Annotated in this window: 23 protein-coding genes, 2 tRNA genes and 2 rRNA genes; 18 read left to right on the top strand and 9 right to left on the bottom strand. The window is 57.5% G+C overall.

Going from position 1 to position 25378, the window contains the following annotated elements; translation table 11 throughout:
- Positions 1-85 precede the first annotated feature (85 nt).
- Entirely contained in the window at positions 86-1270 is a 1185-nt protein-coding gene (locus VK574_RS03135; RefSeq protein ID WP_472798353.1) for a thiolase family protein, read from the top strand.
- Between the two features lie 419 nt (positions 1271-1689).
- On the opposite strand, the gene rpsT is transcribed toward VK574_RS03135, so the two are convergent.
- On the bottom strand, positions 1690-1965 hold the full coding sequence (gene rpsT, locus VK574_RS03140) for a 30S ribosomal protein S20 (RefSeq protein ID WP_472798354.1): 276 nt from the start codon (positions 1963-1965) through the stop codon (positions 1690-1692).
- A gap of 354 nt (positions 1966-2319) precedes the next feature.
- On the opposite strand from rpsT, the gene VK574_RS03145 reads away from it, so the two are divergent.
- The 6 genes from VK574_RS03145 (at position 2320) to VK574_RS03170 (ending at position 9455) form a co-directional block, all read left to right on the top strand.
- The gene (locus tag VK574_RS03145) at positions 2320-2910 is read left to right on the top strand and encodes a hypothetical protein (RefSeq protein WP_472798355.1); all 591 of its coding nucleotides are present in this window, start codon (positions 2320-2322) and stop codon (positions 2908-2910) included.
- A 4-nt stretch (positions 2911-2914) separates the two neighbouring features.
- Positions 2915-3976, top strand: coding sequence for an ImmA/IrrE family metallo-endopeptidase (locus VK574_RS03150; RefSeq protein WP_472798356.1), 1062 nt, complete (start codon positions 2915-2917; stop codon positions 3974-3976).
- Positions 3977-4172: 196 nt separating this feature from the next.
- On the top strand, positions 4173-5993 hold the full coding sequence (locus tag VK574_RS03155; RefSeq protein ID WP_472798357.1) for a hypothetical protein: 1821 nt from the start codon (positions 4173-4175) through the stop codon (positions 5991-5993).
- Positions 5994-6454: 461 nt separating this feature from the next.
- The gene (locus VK574_RS03160; protein ID WP_472798358.1) at positions 6455-7513 is read left to right on the top strand and encodes a PhoH family protein; all 1059 of its coding nucleotides are present in this window, start codon (positions 6455-6457) and stop codon (positions 7511-7513) included.
- A 62-nt stretch (positions 7514-7575) separates the two neighbouring features.
- Positions 7576-8157, top strand: a complete 582-nt coding sequence (gene ybeY, locus VK574_RS03165; RefSeq protein WP_472798359.1) for an rRNA maturation RNase YbeY — start codon at positions 7576-7578, stop codon at positions 8155-8157.
- Positions 8154-9455 carry a hemolysin family protein gene (locus tag VK574_RS03170; RefSeq protein WP_472798360.1) on the top strand — a complete coding sequence of 434 codons (1302 nt, stop codon included), beginning with the start codon at positions 8154-8156 and terminating at the stop codon, positions 9453-9455. Before ybeY ends, VK574_RS03170 begins: the two co-directional genes overlap by 4 nt.
- 103 nt (positions 9456-9558) lie before the next feature.
- Here VK574_RS03170 and VK574_RS03175 read toward each other — a convergent pair whose 3' ends face one another.
- Positions 9559-10119 carry a GNAT family N-acetyltransferase gene (locus VK574_RS03175; RefSeq protein ID WP_472798361.1) on the bottom strand — a complete coding sequence of 187 codons (561 nt, stop codon included), beginning with the start codon at positions 10117-10119 and terminating at the stop codon, positions 9559-9561.
- Positions 10120-10124: 5 nt separating this feature from the next.
- Between VK574_RS03175 and era the strand changes: the two genes are divergently transcribed.
- Entirely contained in the window at positions 10125-11225 is a 1101-nt protein-coding gene (era, locus tag VK574_RS03180) for a GTPase Era (RefSeq protein WP_472798362.1), read from the top strand.
- A gap of 194 nt (positions 11226-11419) precedes the next feature.
- On the opposite strand, the gene VK574_RS03185 is transcribed toward era, so the two are convergent.
- The 4 genes from VK574_RS03185 to VK574_RS03200 all read right to left on the bottom strand — a co-directional run bounded on the left by VK574_RS03185 (position 11420) and on the right by VK574_RS03200 (position 14531).
- Complete coding sequence (locus tag VK574_RS03185) at positions 11420-12439, bottom strand: GGDEF domain-containing protein (protein WP_472798363.1); 1020 nt, start codon at positions 12437-12439, stop codon at positions 11420-11422.
- Between the two features lie 138 nt (positions 12440-12577).
- Positions 12578-13612 carry a GTP 3',8-cyclase MoaA gene (moaA, locus tag VK574_RS03190; protein ID WP_472798364.1) on the bottom strand — a complete coding sequence of 345 codons (1035 nt, stop codon included), beginning with the start codon at positions 13610-13612 and terminating at the stop codon, positions 12578-12580.
- A gap of 238 nt (positions 13613-13850) precedes the next feature.
- The gene (locus VK574_RS03195) at positions 13851-14129 is read right to left on the bottom strand and encodes a hypothetical protein (RefSeq protein ID WP_472798365.1); all 279 of its coding nucleotides are present in this window, start codon (positions 14127-14129) and stop codon (positions 13851-13853) included.
- 123 nt (positions 14130-14252) lie between these two features.
- Entirely contained in the window at positions 14253-14531 is a 279-nt protein-coding gene (locus tag VK574_RS03200; protein ID WP_472798366.1) for a hypothetical protein, read from the bottom strand.
- 122 nt (positions 14532-14653) lie between these two features.
- Between VK574_RS03200 and VK574_RS03205 the strand changes: the two genes are divergently transcribed.
- Together VK574_RS03205 and VK574_RS03210 are read left to right on the top strand one after the other, a co-directional pair.
- Positions 14654-14824, top strand: a complete 171-nt coding sequence (locus tag VK574_RS03205) for a hypothetical protein (protein WP_472798367.1) — start codon at positions 14654-14656, stop codon at positions 14822-14824.
- Between the two features lie 2 nt (positions 14825-14826).
- Positions 14827-15216 carry a VOC family protein gene (locus tag VK574_RS03210; RefSeq protein ID WP_472798368.1) on the top strand — a complete coding sequence of 130 codons (390 nt, stop codon included), beginning with the start codon at positions 14827-14829 and terminating at the stop codon, positions 15214-15216.
- Positions 15217-15228: 12 nt separating this feature from the next.
- Here the strand turns inward: VK574_RS03210 and VK574_RS03215 are convergent, their stop codons facing one another.
- The 3 genes from VK574_RS03215 to VK574_RS03225 all read right to left on the bottom strand — a co-directional run bounded on the left by VK574_RS03215 (position 15229) and on the right by VK574_RS03225 (position 19167).
- Complete coding sequence (locus VK574_RS03215; RefSeq protein ID WP_472798369.1) at positions 15229-16338, bottom strand: energy transducer TonB; 1110 nt, start codon at positions 16336-16338, stop codon at positions 15229-15231.
- 339 nt (positions 16339-16677) lie between these two features.
- Positions 16678-17463, bottom strand: a complete 786-nt coding sequence (locus tag VK574_RS03220) for an RNA methyltransferase (protein WP_472798370.1) — start codon at positions 17461-17463, stop codon at positions 16678-16680.
- A gap of 54 nt (positions 17464-17517) precedes the next feature.
- Positions 17518-19167, bottom strand: a complete 1650-nt coding sequence (locus VK574_RS03225) for a VWA domain-containing protein (protein WP_472798371.1) — start codon at positions 19165-19167, stop codon at positions 17518-17520.
- Between the two features lie 191 nt (positions 19168-19358).
- Here VK574_RS03225 and mtnB point away from each other — a divergent pair, with 191 nt between their 5' ends.
- The 8 genes from mtnB to VK574_RS03265 form a co-directional block, all read left to right on the top strand.
- Positions 19359-19985 carry a methylthioribulose 1-phosphate dehydratase gene (gene mtnB / locus VK574_RS03230; protein ID WP_472798372.1) on the top strand — a complete coding sequence of 209 codons (627 nt, stop codon included), beginning with the start codon at positions 19359-19361 and terminating at the stop codon, positions 19983-19985.
- A 72-nt stretch (positions 19986-20057) separates the two neighbouring features.
- Positions 20058-20627 carry a 1,2-dihydroxy-3-keto-5-methylthiopentene dioxygenase gene (locus tag VK574_RS03235; RefSeq protein WP_472798373.1) on the top strand — a complete coding sequence of 190 codons (570 nt, stop codon included), beginning with the start codon at positions 20058-20060 and terminating at the stop codon, positions 20625-20627.
- Positions 20624-21385: an acireductone synthase gene (mtnC, locus tag VK574_RS03240; protein ID WP_472798374.1), complete on the top strand. Its 762-nt coding sequence runs from the start codon at positions 20624-20626 to the stop codon at positions 21383-21385. The genes VK574_RS03235 and mtnC overlap by 4 nt, the downstream gene beginning before the upstream one ends.
- A gap of 44 nt (positions 21386-21429) precedes the next feature.
- Entirely contained in the window at positions 21430-22122 is a 693-nt protein-coding gene (locus VK574_RS03245) for a MarC family protein (protein ID WP_472798375.1), read from the top strand.
- A gap of 840 nt (positions 22123-22962) precedes the next feature.
- Positions 22963-24464, top strand: a 16S ribosomal RNA gene (locus VK574_RS03250).
- A gap of 254 nt (positions 24465-24718) precedes the next feature.
- Positions 24719-24795: transfer RNA gene (locus tag VK574_RS03255), tRNA-Ile, on the top strand.
- A gap of 35 nt (positions 24796-24830) precedes the next feature.
- Positions 24831-24906: transfer RNA gene (locus VK574_RS03260), tRNA-Ala, on the top strand.
- A gap of 390 nt (positions 24907-25296) precedes the next feature.
- A 23S ribosomal RNA gene (locus tag VK574_RS03265) occupies positions 25297-25378 on the top strand; the annotation flags it as partial.

Consider the following 25378-nt stretch of genomic DNA (forward strand, 5'->3'; position numbering starts at 1 on the left):
GCACTTATTTGACCGCTGAACGCCTTGCGGTCTAACAATGAGCAGCGGATCTTGTGAACCGGTCCACGTTTTCCTGGAGCATTCGATGCCCGAAGCTGTACTCGTAAGCGCTGTTCGTACTCCTGTAGGCCGCGCGCCGAAGGGCGCCTTATCCACCACGCGCCCCGACGATCTTGCTGCGGCTGCGTTGACGAATGCTTTGGAGCGGATCCCGGCACTGGATAAAGCCGAGGTTGAAGATGTGATCCTCGGCTGCGCTCAGCAGGAGGGCGAGTCGGGTTGGAACATGGCGCGGATGACGGCTCTGCGGGCGCAGCTTCCGATTGATGTGCCCGGCATGACGGTGAACCGCCTTTGCGCTTCGGGACTGGAAGCCATCGCACAGGCCGACATGCGCATTCGCGGTGGCGTGCAGCGCGTGGTGATTGCGGGTGGCGCTGAGACGATGAGTATGCTGCCGATGGGCGGCGTCAAGCCCCGGCCCAATCCGTGGCTGGCGGAGAATTATCCAGCTTCGTTGTTGACGATGGGACTGACCGCCGAGAGGGTTGCGAAGCACTACAACATCTCGCGCGAGGATGCGGACGCGTTTTCACTGCGAAGTCACCAGAAAGCAGTGGCTGCGCAGCGAGCAGGCCGGTTTGACGAGGAACTTGTTCCAGTGAAGGTGGCGATGGCGACGCCGACAGCCAAGGCAGGAAAACCGGCAACTTCGGAGTCGGTTTTCTCTACAGATGAAGGTCCTCGCGCCGACACAACGGCCGAGGCGCTGGGAGCGCTGAAGCCGGTTTTTCATGCGAAGGGTTCTGTGACCGCCGGCAATTCTTCGCAGACATCCGATGGGGCCGCCGCGACGATCTTGATGGACGTGGAGCGCGCGAAGGAACTGGGAATTCAACCGCTGGCGCGACTGGTGGCCTACGCGGTGGCGGGGTGCCTGCCGGAAGAGATGGGGATGGGGCCGTTGTACGCCGTCCCGAAGGCTCTGAAGAAAGCCGGGCTTAAACTCGACGACATCGAGCTGATCGAGTTCAACGAGGCGTTTGCGGCGCAGGCGCTGGCGGTGATGCGCGAACTTGGTTTCGATCCTGACAAAGTGAACGTGAATGGCGGCGCGATCGCGCTGGGCCATCCACTGGGATGTACCGGGGCAAAGCTTACCGCAACACTCCTCCAGGAAATGAAACGCCGGAAGGCGCGCTATGGCATGGTGACGATGTGCGTGGGCGGTGGGCAGGGAGCCGCGGGGATTTTCGAGCTTCTGCAGTAAGGGTTCGCGGTGGCTTTCAAAATAGGAGCCGTGTGCGACGAGGGCCCCCCATCCCCCCCACACTCTGGGAACAAAAATGGTGTTTTCACCGATATACGGATGGGCAAGTCTGCAAACTATTCTTGCAATTCAACTTGACCGTAGATTTCTCTATAGAAAGCAGTTATCAGATTCTCGAGCGTTCAGGCGGATGAAATGGTGCCGGAACGTGTCTCGGAGCTTTGATTTGATTATGCGACCGCGGGTGGAAATTACCTGCAAAATGCGGGAGATAATTTCGCTCATGAAATCTGATATTTAGGAAGATTCGACAATGACGAGGCTTGACAGCGCAAAAGGAAAGGCCGGGATTGCTCCCGGCCGTTACCTGCTCATATGGCCCCTCACCATCCCACTGGATCGCGGCCACCCCATAAAACTTATGCTTTTGCCGTCGCCAGAGCCTTCAAGCGGGCATTCAGGCGGCTCTTGTAACGGGAGACGGTATTTGAGTGAAGAACGCCCTTCTGGACGCTCTTGTCGAGGGCGGAAACGGTCTCGCGGAACTGGGTCTGTGCAGCCTTGACATCGCCCTTGGCGATGGCTTCGCGCAGGGCGCGGAGGCTGGAGCGCACGCGGGTGCGGTTGGCGCGGTTCACAACGGTCTTGGTTTCGGTCTGGCGGGCGCGCTTCAGCGACGATACATGGTTTGCCATTAAGTTTTCCTTGGTCTAAAGCCCTGATTTGTCAGGGAAAAGTGGTGCGGGTGAGAATGCAGACACACCGCATCCCTCGCAGTTTCCTAGTCTACGGGAAATTGGGGGAAGGGTCAATGTGGCGCTGCCTTGGTGGATCCATCCGAATTTGTGTAGAACTGTCAGCGCGCCAGTTTGATGGCAGATCACAGCCACACCCTAAGCGCTCAAGCAAGGCAATCTGAAAGGCGGCAGCAAAAGACTCGCTGGAAGTAGCTGAAAACACTCAACATAATTTTAGGAATAATTTATGTTGATTATTCCCTTCGATGAGCGTACTCTGCACATATCTCATCGTTTAAGGGGGATGCCGACTTGCAACGACTTTCGCGCGACGAAGTTATCTCAGTGATTGAGCCGTATTCCGAACAGTTGTATTCGATAGGCGCAGATCCCTTTACTGAATACATGAAGAAGTACCCGAACCTGGCTATCCATAGCACGAGAACAAGGGCGAACATCATTTGGGACTTGGGGGTTGACCGGGTCCACCGTGGGTTTCGTGGCGTCAGTAACACGAAGATCATCGTTACGAAAAACGGGGTTGTGTTGCTGGTCATCGCGGAGAAGGTGTGCATCCGATTCAAGAAATTGAGCATGGCCGGTTTCCCTTCCAACTTCCCAACACCAGCGGCGGTCAACTGGGATCGGGGCGAAGACCTACCGGGAATACCATCGGCACCTCAGCGGCTTTCACTTGGGTACAAGCTAAACCGGCTCCAGACCGCCGTGGTCGAGGTTCAGATCACGAACATTCTCAATGGAAGATATGTATACGGCATCACGCTTGAGGCACCGTCAGAGGGGCTGATCGTGCTTGATTCACGCGACAGCACCGTCAGCACCGAAGCAACACCAAAACGGCGAGTATTCATTCGCCCCTCAGAAGAGCAATCGGAGATGTAGTGAGATGCCAGAATTCAATCCCGGCATGGTGGTGCTTGCGCGAGAATCGCGCGGATACACGCAGTCTGAATTGGCAAAATTGATCGGCGTAGAGCAGGGCACAATATCAAAACTGGAAGCTGGCTTTCTGTTCACCCCTGAGGAACTTATTGCCAAAGTCGCAGATACGCTGAGATATCCGCTGCAATTTTTCTTTCAGAACGAGAAGGTCTACGGCTTCGGGTCGAGCGTTTTCTATCACCGCAAGCGGCAGGGGCTTCCTATGAAGCAGCTTCGCCAGCTTCACGCGGAGATGAATATCAGGCGATATGGCATCCAAAAACTGCTCAGGGCCACGGGAATTGCCGCGTCAAACAGTTTTGATCACTTCGACCCTCAGGAATACCGTGGGCGAGTTGATGTTATTGCGAGAGCCGTAAGAACGGCGTGGCGTATTCCTCCAGGTCCTATTCGCAACCTGACTGAGGCGCTTGAAGATGCTGGCGCAATCATTATTCGTCATGACTTTGGAACTCGTAAGGCCGACGCAGTGAGTGAGTGGGTAGAGCCGAACCCGCCTATTTTCTTTATCAACTCACATCCCGATGTGACCGGCGACCGCTTGAGATTTAGCTTGGCTCACGAACTAGGGCATGTCGTTATGCACGAGTTCCCGATGCCACACATGGAAGAACAGGCGGACATATTTGCCTCTGAGTTCCTTACTCCGGAGCGAGACATAGCGCATCAGCTTACGAGGTTGACGTTGCCTAAGCTCGCCATGCTGAAACAGGAGTGGCGTGTCTCAATGGGTTCCCTGATCGAACAGGCATATCGCATTGGGAACATATCGAAGTCGCAAAGAAGTCGATTGATAATCCAACTTCGCGCTGAGACACACAGCTATAGGGAATCGGTTGAGACAGATATTCCAATCGAAAAACCTACGCTATTGGATGAACTGATTCAGACGCATCTCGTGGGCCTCAGATACAGCATCGAGCAGTTGAGTCTCTTGATGAACGAGTTGGAACCCGAATTTATTGCGAAGTACCTTCCCCGTCCCAAGGTTCTTCAATTTGCGTAGTTCAATTGGCATCTCTCACACATCCCTCAGTGGGCTAAAGCCAGCCATCTTTGACGGCCCTATGGGCACGACTGAAGTCGTGCCCTTTCAAAACTGAGGGTCGCGGGCGGCGAGTTCTCGTCGCCGGGCGGTGCTTTGCGGTGGTATGCTCGCAGGCAACTTCTCCTGATCCAAAATTCCCTATTCGGAGTGGAAGATGTCTTGTCTCCGTGCGTGGTTCCTTTGTGTCTTTGTGGTCGGTTCCGGGGCGACCTGCTGTGATGCTGCCGATCGCATCGTGCTTGCCCGGCTTGGTCCTACACAGGCAAACCTTTTTATCTCCAATGCCGATGGCACCGGCGAGCACGGTCTTCCGCAGTCGGGGTCGCTTGACTACGATCCCGCGTGGTCTCCCAAGGGAGATTGGATTGCGTTTACATCGGAGCGCGCCGGATCGGCGGATCTCTATCGCATCCATCCCGATGGCACGGGAATCGAACGGCTGACAGACGATCCGGCGTATGACGACCAGGCTGCGTTCTCGCCCGATGGCAGCCAACTTGTCTTTGTCTCGACGCGAGGTGGTGGAAGAGCCAACCTGTGGGTGCTCGATGTCGCGACGCATCAGGCCAGGGCGTTAACGACAGGGAATGGCGGAGACTTCCGGCCCTCCTGGTCACCGGACGGACAGTGGATTGCGTTCTCCTCTGATCGCGAAAGCAGTTTGCCGGATGCGAAAGGCCGTTGGGAGCGACTGCACCTGGTGGACATTTATCTGATCCGTCCCGATGGTTCGGGAGTTAAGCGGATTTCGCAGCATGGGGATTTCTGTGGCAGTCCCAAATGGACGCCAGACAGTAAAAGCGTGGTTGCGTATTGCATGCTGGCGCAGGAGACCTGGGATTTTCGTTTTGGTGGGAGCAATGGCGAAGACAAGCTGATGAAGATCGATATCGGCACAGGGAACGCGACGGCGGTGGCGGCGGGACCCGGAGTGAAAGAGCAGCCGGCTGTGTTGTCGTCCGGCGAGATTGCGTATTTGCGCATGGACCCCACGGCCAGCGGAGTCTTTTATGGGATCGGCAAGCCGGGACCGAAGGGGAACGATCTGCGGAGTCCTTCGTGGGCGCCCGATGGAACCCAGGTTGTCTTCAGCCGCTTCGTGTCGAAGCACGTGACCGAGCCGGTGAAGCAGTTCAGCAAGAATCCGAAATTCGATCTCTACGGCACGGCGTGGCTGCCGGCATATGACCCAAGCGGAGAGCACCTGGCCGTAACGCGGATGAAACCGGGTGGGGGAGGGGTGAGCTTGTTCGTTGTGGATGAGGGCAAACCGGCGCGGGCAATTCTGGAGCGGAAGGACTTGATTCTTGCTCCGGGGTGGTCGCCGGACGGCAAACAGATCGTGGTGGGGGTGGGAAACTTCACGGCGTTTCTCGACTCTGAGGCAGGCGGAAAGAAACCGATCGATCCGGCAAACGGAGGGGCGCAGGTCGGTATCGTGAATGCGGATGGAACGGGCTTTCAGATCGTTACATCGGGAGAAAACAACAACGCATTTGCGTCCTTCGGGCCGGATGGAAAGCACATTGTGTATCGCACCCTCGGCGCGAAGGAGATGGGACTGCGCATCATGAATCTGGAAGACCATTCCATCAAGGTGCTGACCAGCGAGTGGGACAATTTTCCGGTGTGGTCTCCACGCGGGGATTTGATCGCATTCATTCGCCGAACCGGCAGTGACTTTCAGGTGTTCACTGTTCATCCCGATGGGACAGGGATGACGCAGTTGACGCATACGAAAGGCAACGAGGCGCACCTGGCCTGGTCTCCCGACGGAGAGTGGCTGCTGTTTACAAGTTCGCGGATGGGCTTCAAAGATGAGGCCCTTCTGATAGGCGCGCCGCAACCCTATGGCGAGATTTTTCTTATGCGCAAGGACGGTACCGAGGTAGAACAGCTGACCGACGACCAATGGGAAGAAGGCGGACCGGCGTGGCAGCCGCATCGGGCGGATGCGGCTTCGATGAAGCAATAGGAGGTGAAGGCTCATGCAGGAAAAGCAAAAGCAGATTCTTCACTCACCACCCCCGAACCTGCCCCACAGATATCGCTCTGCAGGGCCCCTGGTACGTTCGGGGCCCCGCTCGTTCAGAATGACATCCGCTGGTGTGGGACTACTGCGTTGGCGATGTGGCTGAGGCTGGTATCGAGGATGTGGCTGAGGCTGGTATCGAGGACGAGGCTCGGCTGGTATCCAGGTGGTGACTAATTGGTTCAATATTCATGGGTGGTGGGATTGACGGAATTTAACTCTGGCGCTACTCTCTCCCCATACACCGCCACTTGGTTGCCTGCGCCAATACGGAAATCTTTCACAACGGCCACGGCCCAGTGCGCTTTTCTCTGCAACTCGCAAATAATCGCTCTGCAACTCCACCCAATTCACCCGCGCAATCATCAAATTCAACAGCCGATTTCTGCCCTTGAGGCAGGGCCATGGGAGGCCATCTGAACGCTGCTCTGGAGATCACGCCAAATCTTGAGCCCCTTTTCGGGACCCGCGATGAAAACCTCAGACTGATGGAGGATTCACTAGGTGTCAGGATCGACCTACGGTCTGACGCCGTACACGTGGAAGGGCCAGACGAAGCGGTCGGCAGAGTCCAGCGAATATTTCAGGACTTCGAGGCTCTGCGGAGACAGGGTATCAATCCCCACAATGGCGAATTGAATGGAATGCTGCGCCTGGTCGTGGCCGATCCGGCGACGACGCTGCGCTCACTCGCGGATGCGGGCAAAGCGCGCTCGGCGGGTGTGAAGCGCACCGTGCAGCCGCGCTCACTCAATCAGCGTAAGTACATTGAGGCCATCGAGCAGAACGATATGGTGTTCGGTGTCGGGCCTGCCGGTACCGGCAAAACTTATCTGGCGGTGGCCATGGCTGTGGCTGCGATGAATGCCAAGAAAGTGAGCCGGATCGTGCTGGTGCGCCCGGCGGTGGAGGCCGGCGAGCGTCTCGGCTTTCTTCCCGGCACACTGCAGGAGAAGGTTGATCCTTATCTTCGCCCGCTCTACGACGCGCTGTACGACCTGCTCGATCCTGAGAAGGTCGACAAGATGCTCGAGAAGAATGTGATCGAGGTTGCGCCGCTGGCGTTCATGCGCGGCCGCACGCTCAACGATGCATTCATCATCATGGACGAGGCGCAGAACACGACCATCGAGCAGATGAAGATGTTCCTGACGCGCATGGGCAACAGCTCGAAGGCCGTCATTACAGGCGACATTACGCAGATCGATCTGCCGAACCCGCGCAAGTCGGGTTTACTGGATGCGATCAACATCCTTGACGGGGTGGAGGGCATTTCATTCTGCCACTTTACCGACGGGGATGTGGTGCGGCATGCGCTGGTGCAGCGTATTGTGCGCGCCTACGACGCCGCCAAGCCGCAGCAGCAGGAACTGCCGCTGAACATCAACATGGGAGAAGCGATCGAACCGCGGGCCGACCAGCAGGCGGCACAGCAGGCTGCGCACCCGGCCAAACCGCAGTAAATCTGCCGTTCGCGTAAAATAGTAGGGACACGGGGCCGCTGCAGATGGCGTCCCCGCGCACGATGATCCTTCTCGACCCAGATCTGGACACCGACCTTTCCCCGGAGGCAAAGCTGCCGAAGAGGTCAGGAGGCGCCAGCCAGCCGGCTGTCCTCCGCGGGCAGCGCATTCCGTCGCGGCAGACGCTTGCGCGTTTTCTGCGTGAGGCCCAGGCGGTGGTGAAGTTGCGCGGGCACGTTTCGGTACTTCTGACAACCGATCCGGCCATCCGGCGACTGAACCGGCAGTTCCGAGGAAAAAACAAGGCTACGGATGTGCTTTCGTTTCCTGCTGCGGTGCTACCCCTGGTCTCAAAAGCGAGACCAGGGGCACCCAGGATTCAGGAAGTCGCCGGCGATCTGGCTATCAGCATTCCCACCGCGCGCCGGCAGGCTGCAGATCGCGGTCATTCGCTCGCGATGGAAATCAAGGTGCTGATGCTTCATGGATTGCTGCACCTGGCCGGGTACGACCACGAAGTTGATTCAGGCCAGATGGCGCGGCGGGAGCAGAAACTTCGCGGCAGTCTTCGGCTTCCGCACGGGCTGATCGAGAGAGCAGCTCTGGACGAGAATGCCAAACCTGCGAAGGGTCGGCGCGCATGAGTTGGCTCACTATCATCCTTCTGGTGATTGCGGCGCTGGTCGACACGTTTGCCGCATACATCAGCCGCGTATATTCCGAGTTCGGCAAGATCCTGCCCCGCGAGGTGCAGGACAATCTCGACGAGTGGGAAGAAAAAATTGAGCCGTTGATCGGCCTTACGCGTGAGCATGCCGCACTCTGCGCCGCCGTGCTGCAGCAGCTTACGCTGGCGGTTTTCGCGCTCGCCATCGGAGCGGTCCTCTTTGATCGCGCTCCGCACGCTGCGCGCCCCACCTATCCCGAAATTGCCCAGGCTGTCCTGGTCGTCCTGCTGGCAGTCGTCTTCTGCAACCAACTTCTGCCTTCGCTGCTGTTCACGCAAACCAAGGGCCGCTGGGCGGCGCGGCTGGTGTGGCCCATTCGACTGCTGCTGTGGCTCATGACGCCCATCACTGCAATCATCCGCTTCTTCTTCTCCCTCGCGTCGCTCGCAGAAAAACCCGTTGCGGAAGAAGATGAGCCCGCGCCCGACGTTGAGTCGCTGCTCGAGGCTGGTGAAGAAGAAGGCATTCTCGAAGAGAGCGATCGCGAACTCGTGCGTTCGGCTGTTGAGTTCGGAGACAAGCTGGTGCGCGAAGTAATGACGCCGCGCCCGCAGGTATTTGCCGTTCAGCAATCAATCACACTCGAACGCTTTCTCGAAATGCTGAAAGAGCACAACTTTTCGCGCGTGCCGGTCTACGAGCGAACGTTAGATTCGATCTCAGGAATTGCGTTCGCGCACGATCTGCTGCAGATTGCCGATGAGGAGGCGCGAACCAGAACCGTCGCCAGCATCCAGCATCCCGCGGTTTTTGTTCCGGAGACGAAACGCGGCTACGAGCTTCTGCGCGAGATGCAGCGGGAAAAGCAGCACATGCGCATCGTCATCGATGAGTATGGAGGCGTCTCAGGCCTTGTGACCATCGAGGACCTTCTCGAAGAGATTGTCGGCGACATTCAGGACGAACACGAGAAGGATGGCCATACAAGCGATCCGCAACGTGAACCAGGCGGCGTGTGGGTTGTCCCCGGCGATTTCCCGGTCGATGAGTTGCAGCATCTGTTTGGCGACGAGGTTGAGGTCGATGGAAAATACGAGGCCACGACCCTTGGTGGACTGGTAAGCGAGGTCGAAGGGCGTATCCCGTTGCCGGGAGAGGTTGTGCTGCTGGAACAGAGCGGCCTGCGCATCCAGGTCATCGCATCTACCGATCGCCGCGTTGACCGGCTGCGGATTTTTCCTCCGGCCAGGGAAGAAGCGACGGCGCTGCCGTAAAGACAGGGACCAGGGACGTAGGGTCTAGGGGACGTGGGACGTGGGACGTGGGACGTGGGGCTGGGGACTGAGGGAGTGGGGAGTAACAGACCTTGTGGCTGAATCAGTCTGGTCGAGAGGTGCGGGATTTCCAGGCGTGCCATTCGTCGGCAGTGATTTCCCAGAGTTCAAATGGCAGCCGACCGGAGACGTAGTCTTTTTTTCCAGAGCCAACCACGCGCATGCCGAGCTTCTCTGAAATCCGCCGCGAGGCGACGTTGGCGGCCGCCTTGGGCACACGGAGGATCGGAAAGCCGAGGGTATCGAACCAGAAATCGTTGGCCCAGATACATGCTTCGCTGATGTACCCGCATCCCTGCCATGGAAGACCAAGCCAGAAGCCGCGATTGTCTGAATCGCCTTTCATGAGGGAAATGGATCCGATCATTATCGCTGGTTCCGTTCGAAGGCGGATGGACCAGTGCCACGCCTCGCCACTTTCTACGGCGGGGAGGGCCGATTCACGCAGAAACTTCAGCGCACCATCCGGTGGATAGGGCCACGGAACCTGCTTAACCAGGTAGCGCACGATTTCCCAGTGCGGAAATAACTCCTGGATGCGGTCAGCGTCGGTGAGTTCGAGCGGCTTGAGAAGCAGCCGCCGGGTGTGGCCTTCGACAGGCATAGGTCATGATATCGGCAGCTTCGCGGGCGAGCATCCGCGATAATAGAAGGCTGGGGTCGAAGAACCAATTGAAATCAGGATTTGTAGCCATATTGGGCCGGCCTAATGCCGGCAAAAGCACACTGATGAACGCCCTTACGGGCGAAAAGGTCGCAATTGTCACGGCTAAACCGCAGACGACGCGCAACCGCATCATCGGCGTGCTGGAAGTTGCTGCGCGCAAGAAGGTCAATCCCGCGGCACAAATCGTCTTCGTCGACACGCCGGGCGTTCACAAGCCTTCCTCGCATCTCGATCGCCGGATGTTGCAGGAGGTTCACGAGGCGCTCGAAACGCGAGATGTTGTTCTGGTGCTGATGGATGCCAGCCGGCGCGTGCAACTGGAGGCCGCGGGCGAACCAGCCGAAGCGCATCAGCGCGGCAAGCCCAACTGGGCAAGCGAAGAAGAGTTTCTGTTCTCGCTGATTCGCGGGCTGGATTGTCCGGTTTTCCTTGTCCTCACCAAGATCGATCTTGTTGCGAAGGACGTGCTGCTGCCACTGATCGAGACCCTGACGAAGCAGTTCAATTTTGCGGAAGTCATTCCGGTCAGTGCACGCAAGAAAGACGGGCTCGATCTTCTTGTCAGGAAGATTGTCGATGCGCTGCCTGTGGGCGAACGTTTTTACCCCAAGGACCAGTACACGGATCAGCCCATGCGCTTCATGGTGGCGGAACTGATTCGCGAGCGCATCCTTGTGGACACGGGAGAAGAGGTGCCGTATGCGGCGGCCGTGGTGATCGAGCAATTTGAAGAAGCCGAGCCGCCTGCACCGCCGCGCAAGAAGGGCCAGCCGCCTGCGCGTTTGCCCCTCACGCGCATCGCAGCGGCAATCTACTGCGAGCGCGATGGTCAGAAGGCCATTCTCATAGGCAAGGGCGGATCGAAGCTGAAGGAGATTGGAACAGGCGCGCGCAAGCAGATTGAATCGCTGCTGGGCACACGAGTCTATCTCGAACTGCGCGTGATTGTGGAACCCAACTGGCGGGAGTCGCGGCCATTTGTCGAGTCGCTGGACTGGCGCAACCAACTCGAAAAGCTGGCGGAGAAGCAGCACGACAAATGATCAGGATGACAGTGCTGGTGGAGAGAGCCGCATCGTGAAAAGCAAGACGCAAAAGCAGATCCTTCGCTCACCACCCCCAAACTGAAATACGTTTGGGGCCCCGTTCGCTCAGGATGACACTTTCAACTTTTGTTGTGAATAAGGGACAAGAGTTTAGAGAGAGTTGAATGAACTGTGCTTGATCGACGCAGAGATCAAGCGCCGCGAACTTTGCCGCGGCCATTACTTTTTACTTCATACATGCGGGCGTCTGCGGCGCCGATGATCGCGTGGACCGCGAGGTTTTCAGGCGGGCAGGTGGCGAGGCCAACGCTGGCACTTGCGGTCAGCTCGAGGTGGTTGCTCATGTGGAAGCGTGTGTTTATCAATTCCGTGTGGAGACTTGTGGCCAGCGCGAGCGCCTCGGTTGCCGAGGTCTCCGGCATCAGGATGACGAACTCATCGCCGCCATAGCGGAAACAGCTATCCTTTTCGCGACTGAGCTGCTTCAATCGGCTTCCCACGCGTGCCAGGAGTTCGCTCCCGATCAGGTGTCCATGAATGTCGTTCACCAACTTGAAGCGATCGAGATCAATGAACGCCAGACTAACTGGATGCCGCAGGCGCCGAGCGCGATCGAGTTCCTGCTCCAACGTTTTGTAGAGATGCCGCACGTTGTACAGTCCGGTTGCGTCATCGGTGATGGTGAGCTGTTGAATGCGCGATACGTCGCGCGCATTTTCAATTGCGATGGCGGCGTGGTCGCAGAGGATGTGGAGGAAGGCGATGGTGTAATCGCTCAGCTGGCTGGAGCGCGGATTGAGAATCTCAATCACGCCATGCACGCCTTTGCGGCCGCGCAGGGGCATCGCGATTACGGAACGCACGCGGTGCCTGTCTGCGGCGAGCGTCTGTTGCAGGCGGGGATCGTCGTTCTCTGATTCCGGAACAATGAGTGTTTCTCCGTGCTGAACGACCCAGCCTGCGACGCCCTCATCCATCTTCACGCGCAGATCGCGCAAGGCTCCCTCAACACTTCCCGAAGCGATGGCGTAATAGAGCTCCTGGCGCTGTTCGTCCAGCATCAGCAGGGTCCACATGTCTGCCGTGATGATTCTCTCCATCTGGTCGAGAATCGTCCGCAGGATCGTATCCAGATCGAGACTCGAATTGAGCGAACGCGCCAGCTGGTGGAAGACCATCAGGTCGTCAAGGGGGATTCGATTTTCAGTCAATTCATTCATTTGCGCAAATGGGGAGCGATCTCATCTGATGTGAATTCTGTCACACGCGCATGTTCAAATCGCGCAGGAAGGGTCTCTTTAGTCCATGTCGGCATGTACTAAAGTTACCTGTCTTGGATTTTCACGGGATCAGCCGCCGATGTGGACCATGGACCGCGAGGGTTTCAGAAATTCAGGTTCGCCAATATGGTGTCGTGCTTCTTTACCATTGATGGTCTTCACAATGTAGTCGGACAGTGCGGATTCATCTTCACCGGCGCGCATCCTTCCATAGAGATCGTGTTCGACTTGTGAAAATAAGCATGTCCGGATTTTTCCGTCGGATGTGAGGCGCACGCGGCTGCAGGCTCCACAGAATGCCTGGCTGACCGGCGCGATAATCCCGATTTCGCCGACGCCATCTGGAAAGGTATAGCGACGAGCGGTCTCACTGGGTTCGCGTGGCGGCAAGGGGACAAGTGGCATTTCGCGGCCGATCCGGGCAACAATCTCCGCCAGGGGAACGACAATCTCTGGCGTCCACAGGCGGCCTTCCTCGAGCGGCATGAATTCGATAAAGCGTACGACCACATCTTCTTCGCGAGCGAATCGGGCAAATCGCTCGATTTCGTTGTCATTGAATCCGCGCAGCAGGACGCAGTTGATTTTCAAGGGCATCAGGCCCGCGGCGCGAGCGGCGCGGATGCCGGCCAGGACATTCTTAAAGCTGCCGGGAACGCGTGTGATGCGCTCAAAGGTCGGCGGATCGACGGCATCCATGCTCACGGTGACACGATTCAACCCCGCAGCCTTCAAGGGAGCCGCCAGGTTGTCGAGAAGATGCCCATTGGTGGTCAGCGCGAGGTCAAGCGGTTCGCCGGCAACTGTCCGCAACTTCGCGAGTTCCTCGATCAGCTGGATCAAGCCGCGGCGCAGGAGAGGTTCGCCCCCGGTGATGCGCACCTTTTCGATGCCGAGCTGTACAAAGAGCTTGATCAGCCGTAGATATTCTTCGATCCCCAACTCGGGATACTGGGCACCCAACTCGCCGGTTCTGCAATAGACGCACTTGTAATTGCAGCGATCGGTGATGGAGACACGCAGGTCGTGGATCACGCGGCCATGGCTGTCGATGAGCCGCCGGGCGGAAGTCGTAGATGGTGCGGTTGGGGAAACTGATGCCATCGGTCCATCCTCAGGCTATACCGTTTTCGCACGGTCTGCAGGCACGACAAAAACGAGAGCCGGCGCAAAGGCCAGCTCGTCTGACGATGAGTCGTTTTTCAACCGCAGTCGTGGATATCGCTCCTCGACACCCGGAAAAGGAAGAAAACCACTGCTAGTCAGATCGTGCCTTCCCACCCAAGCGGAGCTTGGATGGGGCACCCTCGTTCGTGCCGATGTGTGAAGTTTCAACGCGGATTCAGTCGATTCGAGGCGTTCCAGACCGCAAAATCAGCCCGGTTAAGCCGAGCACGGCAACCAGGGTGATCGCGATAACGAAGTAGAAGGCCATGGGGTGAACCCACCCCGGCGAATAGGTCAGATCCTGACCTACCCACAGCAGCAATACCGTCGCAATCACGGCGAACTGGCCTGCAATCACGAGCAGGGCATGTCCCCACTCGCGCCGTTTGTCCAGTGCCTCCACCTGGTCGGGGGTCAGGTTGCGTTCTGCAGCGGGAAGAAGGGAATTCGCCATTGGACCTTGTCTCCTCACGGGCAACCAACGGCCTCCGGGCCTTGTGCCGCTCACTGTTTCGATTCAATCACATGCCGCTGGGGAAGCGCCACCTATGGCGCGGCGGACTTTTCATGATATCGACTACTCGTTCAGGAAAGCCAGCGATTGCAGAGATGTAATCTCAAAGGGCTTGCGGCAGCGGACATTCATGCAGCTGAGCTTATCGTCACGACGCACCATGTACGACTGCGCCTTTGCGAACCGCGCCCGATCCCGCTCATCGGCTTGGCGCGGCAGTTGGGGCCGCTTCCGGCGCACAACCCAGGTCACTTTGTACTCGCCAGGCTGCCCGCATTTGGGGCAGGTCAGATTGTGCGTTCGTGTCTCCGTCGTCTCTATGAAAAATTCCCGCTCTTCCATCTCCCGCGCTTCTCCACTTCAGCGAAAGAGCCCGTCGGACAAGCCGTTCCCGACAAAGCCTCGCAGATAAATATTCCAGGCGCTTCCACTCTGGCCCGACTTATTCCATACTCGACCTTGCAATGACGAAACGCAAGCCAGGGAAATTCTCGGCCACCAAGGCCGTAAAGGCAAACGCCCGCGAACATGTCGGCCAGCCAAAGCCTGCGCGCATTGTTGAGGATACGCCAAAAACAGGCCGTCAGGCCAAACACAAGCCAAAGCTTGAACAGATCATTCAGCAGGAGGAGTAACAGTGGCCAAAGCGGTGGGAGTCGGCGGCGTGTTTCTGAAAGCGAGCGACCCGGAAAAACTGTCCGCGTGGTATAGAGAGCATCTTGGGATTCCATTGCAGGACGGCGGTGCCCTGGCCTTTGATGGGCCCGGCTCGATGGGAATGACGGTGTTTGCACACTTTCCGGAAAGCACGAAGTACTTCGGCGACGGATCGCAGCAGGCGATGGTCAACTTTCGCGTCGACAACCTGGATGCACTGCTCGCAAAGCTCGAGAGCGCCGGGGTGCGCATCGATCCCAAACGCGAAGATTATGATTACGGGCGTTTCGCGTGGATTTGGGACTCTGAAGGCAATCGGGTTGAGCTGTGGGAGCCTCACGCGGCAGAATCCAGCGGCGAAAAACCGTAGCCTTCGAGTCGGTTAATGCACCGCGCTCGATGCCTGCGCGGTTTCCGACTGCACGGTGTAGGGGCCGGGTAATGCTGGTGACTCCGGCTTCTGGCCGGTGTCGGTTGCGGCTTGCTGCGAAGTTCTCTTCGAATAGATTCGAAACGACACCACAACGTCCAGCGTCACCGGGACTGGCTTGCCATCTTTCATCGCCGGTTGGAAGGTTGCTTTGCGAATGGTCTGGTCGGCGCTTTCGTCCAGGCCGAAGCCGATCGGCCTGCCTGCGACAACCGCTTCAACCTTGCCATCGCTGCCGATCACTGCGTGATACAGGGCAATTCCCGCAACGCCATTGGCCTGCGCGAACTCGTTTGACGGCGGATCCAGCGCCGAAATCAACCGGGCCTTTTGGTCGACTACGCTCTGGCGCAGCACTCCGGGATCGGCCGGCTTGTAATCAGTTTTTTCTGCTGCAGCCTGGTAGTAGAGCTTCCAGAACTCAGGCATGGTCGCGATCATGCGCTCATCGATTCCGACTGAAAAGACGGTGTCGAGCGCGCTCAGCAGCAGCTGCGAAGCCTGGGTCTCCGACGCGGCGGCCGTCCCTTTCTTGTCAGACTGGTGATCGCCGGGCGTGGATGGGCTAGCTGAATCGGAGATGTCAGAGCCCGCGCTCGACGGCTGGTTGCCGGCGGTTTCGGTATCTTCGTTCTTCGCGTGATGCTTCTGTTTCTTGTTTTCGCTCTTGTCTTTTTTCTTTGGCTTTTCGACCTCTTCGCGGACGAAATAGATGCGCACGGATTTCTTTTTCGGGGTGATCTTTACCCTGTCTGTCGCTGCCGTCGGGTCCTCGTAGGGTGCTGCGCCCAGAAAGTGGAGCGCGTAACGGTCGCCTTCGAGTTCGAGCTTGCGCTTCGAGAGCTTCACCTTGTTGATCTGGATCTGGCTCAGCGTGAAAGAGCCTTGGGGCGAATGTCCCTGCAATCGCCCGTGCTCATCAAATTCCAGATTGTTCTCCTGGTAGCCGGCGCGCAGGTACATGGTCTTGCCAACCAGCAACAGCTTCAACTGGTCTTCTTTGATCTCGCCCCCAACGGTTTGGACAGTAAATGCTCCCTGGCTCAGGACAGAGTTCTTCACTGAAACGGAAGGGGCGTCCCCGCGGGTTGATGGGGAAGCGGTGGCCTCAGCAGCGGTTGCCGGAGCCGATGTTGCCTGATCGGGCGCTGGAGGTGCTGACGGGCTCTGGTCAGGATTGGGAGTCTGGCAAGGAGCAATCAGACAGATCGCCGAAAGCACCACAAACCCGCATACTGCCCGGGAAATATGAGCGCACTTCAGGAGATTCCGCATTTCGTGAAGAGCGTCGATAGACGTACGCATCCGGCAACCTTTCGTTTTTCCGATCTAACAAGATTGTGATTGGGGTGAGAAAGGATGCCTATCACACGTAAGTTGTTGAGGACTTGCAACGTAACGTTACGATTGAGGGATTCGAAGCCGTCTCAGAATCCGCCGGAACAGTCCCAGGGCCCTTCGGCTGTCGGCTGCGTTCAGGTTCATACGGCGCAATATCAGGCGCAGGTCGTGTCGGTTAGCCCCCTGCATCGTGTGCGGGGAGTATTTTGCGGCGACCATGACCTCTTCGATCAGACTGGAGAGAATGTCGAGGTTGTCGGAGGTCGGCGACGGTTTTGAGGCATTTGCGGTTTTGGAGGCTGGATCGAGTCGATCCTCCGCAATTCCCGATCCTGTGATCGATGGACCGCTCCGCGTAGCCAAATCGTACAAACAAACCGCTGCTGCCTGGCCAAGGTTCATTGAGGGCTGTTGCGCGTCGGTCGGGATCTCCACCAGCACGTGGCAATAGGAAAGATCCTCGCGGGTCAAGCCGTGCTTTTCCGATCCGAAGACGAGCGCGATGCGTTCGCCTCGACCCAGGGATTCGGTCACCAGCGGTGCGAGTTTATCGAGGGGCACGACGGGCTGTTCCGCTTTGCGATGGGTCAGGGTGCCAGTCCCGAGTACAAGGGAACAATCTCGAATGGCCTCGGCCAGCGAAGCTGTTTCTTGTGCGCCCTTCAGCAACTCCGGTGCGCCCACCGCCGAGCGAGCTTCGCGCCAATGTGGTTCGTATGGGTTTACGACACGCATGCGTGTGAATCCGAAGTTCGCCATGGCGCGCGCGACCGCCCCGATGTTCAGCGGATTCCGGGGCGACACCAGCACCACGTTGATGCGTTCGCGTTGAGGCTCGGTAAGCAAAGAACGATTGTAGAACTGTGGCGGTTGCCAGCGATCGCACGGCGAGAATCAAAGTCACTGCGCAGGCGGCGTTGCGGAAGCGTCCGAGGCAGGATTCACCGCGATCCGCAGGGTGCCTGCCTTTTCGGTGTTCATGTCGAAGATCCCGGTTGCGAGAGAGGTCTCCGCATTCGGTAGATCGATCTCCATGGGAGCCATGATTCCGGTTTGTTGCGCCTTCGTGTACTGAGCTTCGTTGAGTTTGAGCGTCATGACACCTCCGGTCCAGTTCACCGGCTTGCCGTCGCGGCCGTAAGCGACCATCGCAACCCTGATCCGGGCGTCGAATGTTCCGCCATCGGACTTCGCAAAACTCAAGCTGTCTGCCGGGATCTGGAAGATCATCTTGCGACGCGTGAGCGGACCGGTCAATTTTGCATTGCCGCCGGCTCTTGCAACTCCCGATGCCGGAGGGCCTTCGGGGATTACGCGCATTCGGTAGACAATCTGCGTCGCTTCGGGCAATCCAGCTGCAAGCAGCGGTGCCAGCGGATCTGAAGCTGGCTGGGCGGTCGGCGTCGATCCTGTGTCAGCGTAGTATCCGCGCCGATAGGCCAGCCTGTACTTGCTCTCGGTCAGCTTCACGTCAATTCGGCGAAACGCTCCATCCATCTTCTCGTTCGATGGTGTGTACGACACGGTGTAGTAGTGTGCGCCGTCCTGGATATCGCGCGTAAGCGCCGCCGCCACATTGTTGGTCGTGTAAATCGCCCTGCCGCCGGTGTCCGTGGCCAGTTGATCCATGGTCGCAGTATTTGCGCGGATGGCCGGCGATTCCTTGTACGGATTCGTTTCAAAGTTATCGCCATTGGGCTGTCCGCCCGATTCCGCATTCGTGGTGCGGTCGTCCATGAGTCCGCGCGCCGATACTGGATACACCGCGACGCGCGCGCGGGTCAGCATGTTGACGGTCTCGCGCAGAGCCTCGGGCAGTTCGTGTCCGTGAAATGCCGTGAGCAGTGCGCGATTGTCGCCCTCAGGAAAAAGAGCAACCGGAAACGTGCTTGCGAACCAGATCAGGTTTTTACGGCCAGGAATGGCTGAGAGTGAGCGAGCCATTTGTTGCAACGTCGCGAGCGTGAGCGATGCGGTCTGACCTCGCTCCGAACTCGCGTACGCCTGAATCGATCGCTCTTGTGCCTGTCCCTTTTGTGCGTCCCCAGCCATGGAGACGGCTTCCTTGTCGAAGAGGTCGTCTTGCCGGCTGCGCGAGAGCGTGGTCGTTCCCGGTGCTGCGCCTTTGGTTTCGATCGCCGCTCGAAGCAGTGTGCCATCCGATGTGAAACCCTGCAGGAGCCTCAGGCGCGAATTCAGAACGTAAATGGCAACGCGCATCCCGGGTTGCAGGCTGCCGATAAACCCCTCGATCTGCTTATGGGCATAGGCCTGGTCCGCTTCTTCGGTGTTCAAGCTGTCGAGCAGAAGCACGTTGACAGCTTCGTTGGGAGCGACTGCCGGCTCATTGCTGTAGACGTTTGGCGGCAACTGCGGCAGCGCGGCGGGTGGCGCATTCGTGGCTGTGTGTTCCTCAAAGAAGTCGACGGCCTGGATTTTGCCGCCTTCAAGCACCGAAAAATCGCGCTGCTGCAATCCTCCGACGGGGGCACCGCTCTTGTCGGTGACCACGACATCTACGACCACCGCACGCGCCGTGGTTTTCAGCACGGGAACGTTCTGCGCGGTACTACCGGAATTGCTCTGGGCGTGAAGTGGAAGGACGAAAAGCGCGAGGAGGGTTGGTAAGAGAGAACGGCTGCGGTTCTGCAAACTGCCTCCGCGAAGGGACGGCTAAAGTATATCCGACCGATCAATTCCGACGCCGGTTGCGATGATGGATTGCTACACTGCTTTCACCTATGGTTGAGGAAGCACACTTAGAGGTTCAGGAGATCGAGCAGCTTTGCGCCACTGCGCGTGCCTGCTATGCGCGGGGATGGGTGCCGGCGACGAGCGGCAACTTCAGCGTGCGTTGGGGAAGCCGGATTTCGATTACGCCGACAGGTCTGGATAAGGGAACGCTTGTGCAGCAGGATCTGCTGGAGATCGATATGAACGGCAGCGTGCTCGGCGGACATGGCCGGCCTTCGGCGGAGACGAGCCTGCACACGGTCATTTATCGCGAGCGGCCGGAGGCGCGTGCGATCGTGCACGTGCACACGATTTGGAACACGCTGCTCTCGGGGAGATTTGCGGGTGAGGGAAGTGTCTGCATTTCCGGCTACGAGTTGCTGAAGGGGCTCGCGGGTGTCACGACGCACGAACATACGGAGTGCGTGCCCATTGTCGCGAATTCGCAGGAATACGATGCGCTTGCTGAAGATCTCGGCGAAGCCCTTCGCGAACATCCCGATGCGCACGGGGTTTTGCTGAGCCGACATGGGCTTTATACTTGGGGTGAATCGGTGGCTGAAGCACGCCGTCACCTGGAGGCCCTCGAATTTCTCTTCGAGGTTGAGGGACGGCGGATATTCGGCCAGTACTAATTCCAGGTGCCGGGGCCTTCAATTCGGAAGTTTGGAAAATTGACTCCGTACTATCCATCAGGAGTGCACATCATGGCAGTTCTTCGCTTCCCCGAAGAGAACACCAGATTCGAAAACGAGCCGGAAATCCGCAGCGAGCTTGCCGCTCTTGGCATCGACTACGAGCGCTGGAGCCTTGATCGCGTGGGCGCCGATGCATCTGCCGACGATGTACTGAGTGCCTATGCAGGCGAAATCGAAGAGATGAAGCGCCGCGGCGGATATGTGACTGCAGATTTCATCGACGTGAATCCTGCGACGCCGAATCTCGACGTCATGCTGGCGAAATTCGACAAGGAACACACGCACGACGAAGATGAAGTGCGCTTCATCCTTGCCGGTCGCGGCATTTTTTTTCTGAACATTGCGGGGCGGGTCGCTTCGGTTGAGGTTGGTCCGGGCGATATGCTGCGCGTGCCGAGGGGCACTACGCACTGGTTCACGCTCTGCGAAGATCGCCGGATTCGCGCTATTCGCTGGTTTCAAGACACTGCCGGCTGGACGCCGCATTACACCGGTTCCGGCGTGGACGGGGGCTACCAGCCGCTGTGCTTCGGTCCTGCGTATTTTGGGCCGCGCGCCGCCACTGGCATTCGCCTATGACCAAGGCCAGGACGCCGAAGAATCACCCCAACGGCGCGGAGCAGTCATTGGGAGCGCCAAAACTGTTTCTGCTGGATGTCGAAGGAACTGTCGCGCCTATTTCGCTGATCTACGACCAGATGTTCCCCTACGCGCGCGCGCATTTTGAAAGGTTTCTTCAGTTGCACTGTGGCGACCCCAACGTTGCCGGCGACCTCAGGATGCTGGCCGAAGAAAATGGAGGCGAAACCGATCCGACTGCTCCAAAGTTCACGACGCCGGAATATTGGGATGAAGCGATTCCCTACTTGAACTGGTTGATGGACCAGGATCGCAAATCGACGGCGCTGAAAAGCTTGCAGGGACGCATCTGGCAGCGCGGATTTGAATCGGATGAGTTGAAGGGAACGTTGTTCAAAGATGTGCCTCGGGCGCTGGAGCGGTGGTCGTCGGCCGCTCAGGTTGCGATTTATTCTTCGGGTTCCGTCGCGGCTCAGCTTCTGCTCTTTCGGCACTCGAGTTTCGGCGATCTGACGCACCTGATTTCTGGCTATTTCGACACGCGCACGGGGCCGAAGACAGCAAAGCTGAGCTATGAATCCATTGCCTCAGCGATGGGATGCGAACCGCGCGAAGTGATGTTTTTTTCCGATGTGGTGAGGGAACTCGATTCAGCACGTGAGGCTGGGTGCCATACGCGCCTGGTGATGCGCGAGGGCAATGTCCCGGTGGACGATGCGCATGGTCACCGCCGCATCAAGAGCTTTACTGTTCTTTAGGGTCTTCCGCGAATCAGCCCTGCGAGGTAGGGAATCAAAAGACCATGCTCGACTGGACAAACCCCGCCGCCGCCGCGTTGCACGAGATCCGCACCGCGCCGCTGGTGCGCTTTTCGGTGCTGGCGTTCAGCTCTATCTTCTTTCTCGTTGACCCGTTCGCGGCAATTCCTTCGTTTCTTGCGATTACGCAGAGCGTCGATCCGGCGCGTCGGAAACGGATGGCCCGCAAGGCGGCGCTTACCTGCTTCATCGTGCTGACGAGCTTCGCGCTGGCGGGGCAGTTGATCTTCAGGATGTTCGGGATTACCCTGCCTGCGTTTGAGATAGCTGGAGGGTTGATTCTGCTGCTTATCGGGTTGGACATGCTGCAGGCCAAGCGATCGCCCACCCAGGAAGCGCATGGAGATACGGAAGAAGGTGCGGCCAAGGAAGATGCGGGAATCGTGCCGCTTGGAATTCCGATGCTGGCCGGGCCGGGGGCAATTTCATCGGTCATGGTGCTGGTAGGGCAGGCTTCGGGGCTTTGGCGGTGGGAGATGGGGGCGGTCCTTGGGTCGATCGCTATCACTTGTTTTATTAGTTATTTAGTACTTGCCGGAGCAGGAAGGGTGCGGGCGGTGCTGGGGGAGACGGGGATCCGTATCCTGGTCAGGATCATGGGGCTGCTACTGGTGGCCCTGGCCATGCAGTTTTTCGTAAATGGGCTGACGGATCTCGAAGTTATTTCGCGGCCGTAGCGAGAATTACCGGCCTGCGCTGGTGCGGCTGCGGCATTGTTTCCCACAGAATTGGGCTCCTTTCCACAGCTGGATTGAGTTGCGTGAAGAGGGCCCGGTTGCTATGCTCAGGAGGTCGCGAAATGGCGCTAAGAATAAGGCGATTCGCGATTTGCATTGAAGAGTGGCCTGTGCTACTCTTGAAAAGTTGTACAAGTAGCAGTGGAGCCTCCCGGTGGCCTTATGGCCTGCCCCGAGTGGGGAAGTGGGAAGCCGGTTCGTAGGGCGGATAGGAAGCGTAAGCTCATCCGGCCCCTGTAGGGAATCCCGCAGAGAACAAACCCATTGCATGACCCGAGAGGAAAATTCCTTTCGTGCGCGCGAAATGCGCGAGGCGATTTATCGCTGGTTGCTGTTTGAAATTTTGCGCAGTGCGACCTTCTGCGGACGACTAACCTCGCCGCTCGAGTCGATCGAATAGGCAGGAAAATCTGCCTGCCGAAGATGAAAGAGTTGCAAGCTTGATTCCCACAGAATCGCAGCTTGACACGACATCGGAACTTCGATAGGTTTAGAAGGTTCGCGCAAAAATGCCGGTGACCGCTAAGAAGCGAGATTCTGGCATGGCGCAATAAGTTCGAGGACAACCTTGGCGTAATAGCCTGGGCCTCGATCCAAAAGGGGCACCGCTCAGGCGGACCGCTCTCAAGGATCTTTGACAATAAGGTTGAACGTGCCAGTCGTGAGAAACGATCAGGTTTGGCTTGATCTTCTCACAAGGTAAGTAACACGTCTCGCGCAGTGATGCGCAGACGAGTCGAAACTATTCCGACCTCCGTCGGGTAGTTAGACAACTAGGTTTCAAACGAGAGTTTGATCCTGGCTCAGAATCAACGCTGGCGGCGTGCCTAACACATGCAAGTCGAACGAGAAAGGGTAGCAATACCTGAGTACAGTGGCGCACGGGTGAGTAACACGTGACTAACCTACCCTGGAGTGGGGGATAACTGAGGGAAACCTTAGCTAATACCGCATAATACCTACGGGTCAAAGGAGCAATTCGCTTCAGGAGGGGGTCGCGGCCGATTAGTTAGTTGGCGGGGTAATGGCCCACCAAGACAGTGATCGGTATCCGGCCTGAGAGGGCGCACGGACACACTGGAACTGAAACACGGTCCAGACTCCTACGGGAGGCAGCAGTGGGGAATTTTGCGCAATGGGGGAAACCCTGACGCAGCAACGCCGCGTGGAGGATGAAGTCCCTCGGGACGTAAACTCCTTTCGATCGGGACGATAATGACGGTACCGGAAGAAGAAGCCCCGGCTAACTTCGTGCCAGCAGCCGCGGTAATACGAGGGGGGCGAGCGTTGTTCGGAATTATTGGGCGTAAAGGGTGCGTAGGCGGTTTGGTAAGTCTTATGTGAAATCTATGGGCTCAACTCATAGACTGCATGAGAAACTGCCGGGCTTGAGTATGGGAGAGGTGAGTGGAATTCCTGGTGTAGCGGTGAAATGCGTAGATATCAGGAGGAACACCTGTGGCGAAAGCGGCTCACTGGACCATAACTGACGCTGATGCACGAAAGCTAGGGGAGCAAACAGGATTAGATACCCTGGTAGTCCTAGCCCTAAACGATGACTGCTTGGTGTGACGGGTACCCAATCCCGCCGTGCCGTAGCTAACGCGTTAAGCAGTCCGCCTGGGGAGTACGGTCGCAAGGCTGAAACTCAAAGGAATTGACGGGGGCCCGCACAAGCGGTGGAGCATGTGGTTTAATTCGACGCAACGCGAAGAACCTTACCTGGGCTCGAAATGTACAGGAATCCGGTGGAAACATCGGCGCCCAGCAATGGGCCTGTATATAGGTGCTGCATGGCTGTCGTCAGCTCGTGTCGTGAGATGTTGGGTTAAGTCCCGCAACGAGCGCAACCCTTACCTCCAGTTGCCATCATTAAGTTGGGCACTCTGGCGGAACCGCCTCGGATAACGGGGAGGAAGGTGGGGATGACGTCAAGTCCTCATGGCCTTTATGTCCAGGGCTACACACGTGCTACAATGGCCGGTACAAACCGTCGCAAAGCCGCGAGGTGGAGCTAATCGGAAAAAGCCGGCCTCAGTTCGGATCGCAGTCTGCAACTCGACTGCGTGAAGCTGGAATCGCTAGTAATCGTGGATCAGAATGCCACGGTGAATACGTTCCCGGGCCTTGTACACACCGCCCGTCACATCACGAAAGTGGGTTGTACTAGAAGCCGGTGGGCTAACTCGCAAGAGAGGCAGCCGTCCAAGGTATAATTCATGATTGGGGTGAAGTCGTAACAAGGTAGCCGTAGGAGAACCTGCGGCTGGATCACCTCCTTTCTAAGAGAGAACGCTGTGGCGCTTAGCACTCCTTCCGCTTAGGCGGAACGTCGCGAGACGTAGAGTGCGGTGGTCACACAACCTTATGAGCATCGACGCAAGTTGAGGTTCATAAGAGTCCGGTTCAGGCCTTCTCTGACTGCTTTAGTTTTCCACGATGGTCACGAGCGACGTAGTCGCTCTGCACGTTCAACCTTGTCCTCGAAACCTTTTTGAATGGATGAGGAGTATCGCCCTGGAGTGCGAATCAGATTGGGCCTGTAGCTCAGTTGGTTAGAGCGCACCCCTGATAAGGGTGAGGTCGGTAGTTCGAATCTACCCAGGCCCACCAATTTTGCCGTAGCACCCGGAGTCGAATTTAACAATGGGGCTGTAGCTCAGTTGGGAGAGCACCTGCTTTGCAAGCAGGGGGTCAACGGTTCGATCCCGTTCAGCTCCACCAAATCCTCATATTTCATTCACTGTATCCGGTTGGATGCCTCGTACTTACAGTCCGAGACATCGACCCGGAGACAGAGGCTGGATTGCTTATTAAGTTTAGCGTTCAGCTGGTTTCCAAGCCTCAGGGCTCAAATGCTTCGACATCGAAGTATTGTTTTGTTCTTTGACAACGAAATTGATTGGGTAATACAAGGCCGAGCACGACTGGCCGTCGAGGCATTCCTTTTGGGGTGTCTTTGCGATCAGGAAGTGTTCAATGTAATAAGAGTGTCTTTAAGGAGAAGGGTCGTAGCGACGTGAGTCGCAAGCGATCGATCTCAAGGCGAATAATCAAGGTTAACTTTGATCAGGACTGAAGTGATTCAGCACCCTGCGCTGGAGTTAATTCTATGGTCAAGCTACTAAGGGCGCACGGTGGATGCCTTGGCAGAGACAGGCGAAGAAGGACGTGGCAAGCTGCGATAAGCTTCGGG

Origin of the sequence: Occallatibacter sp. (assembly GCF_035317045.1) — a bacterium.
GTDB lineage: Bacteria > Acidobacteriota > Terriglobia > Terriglobales > Acidobacteriaceae > Telmatobacter.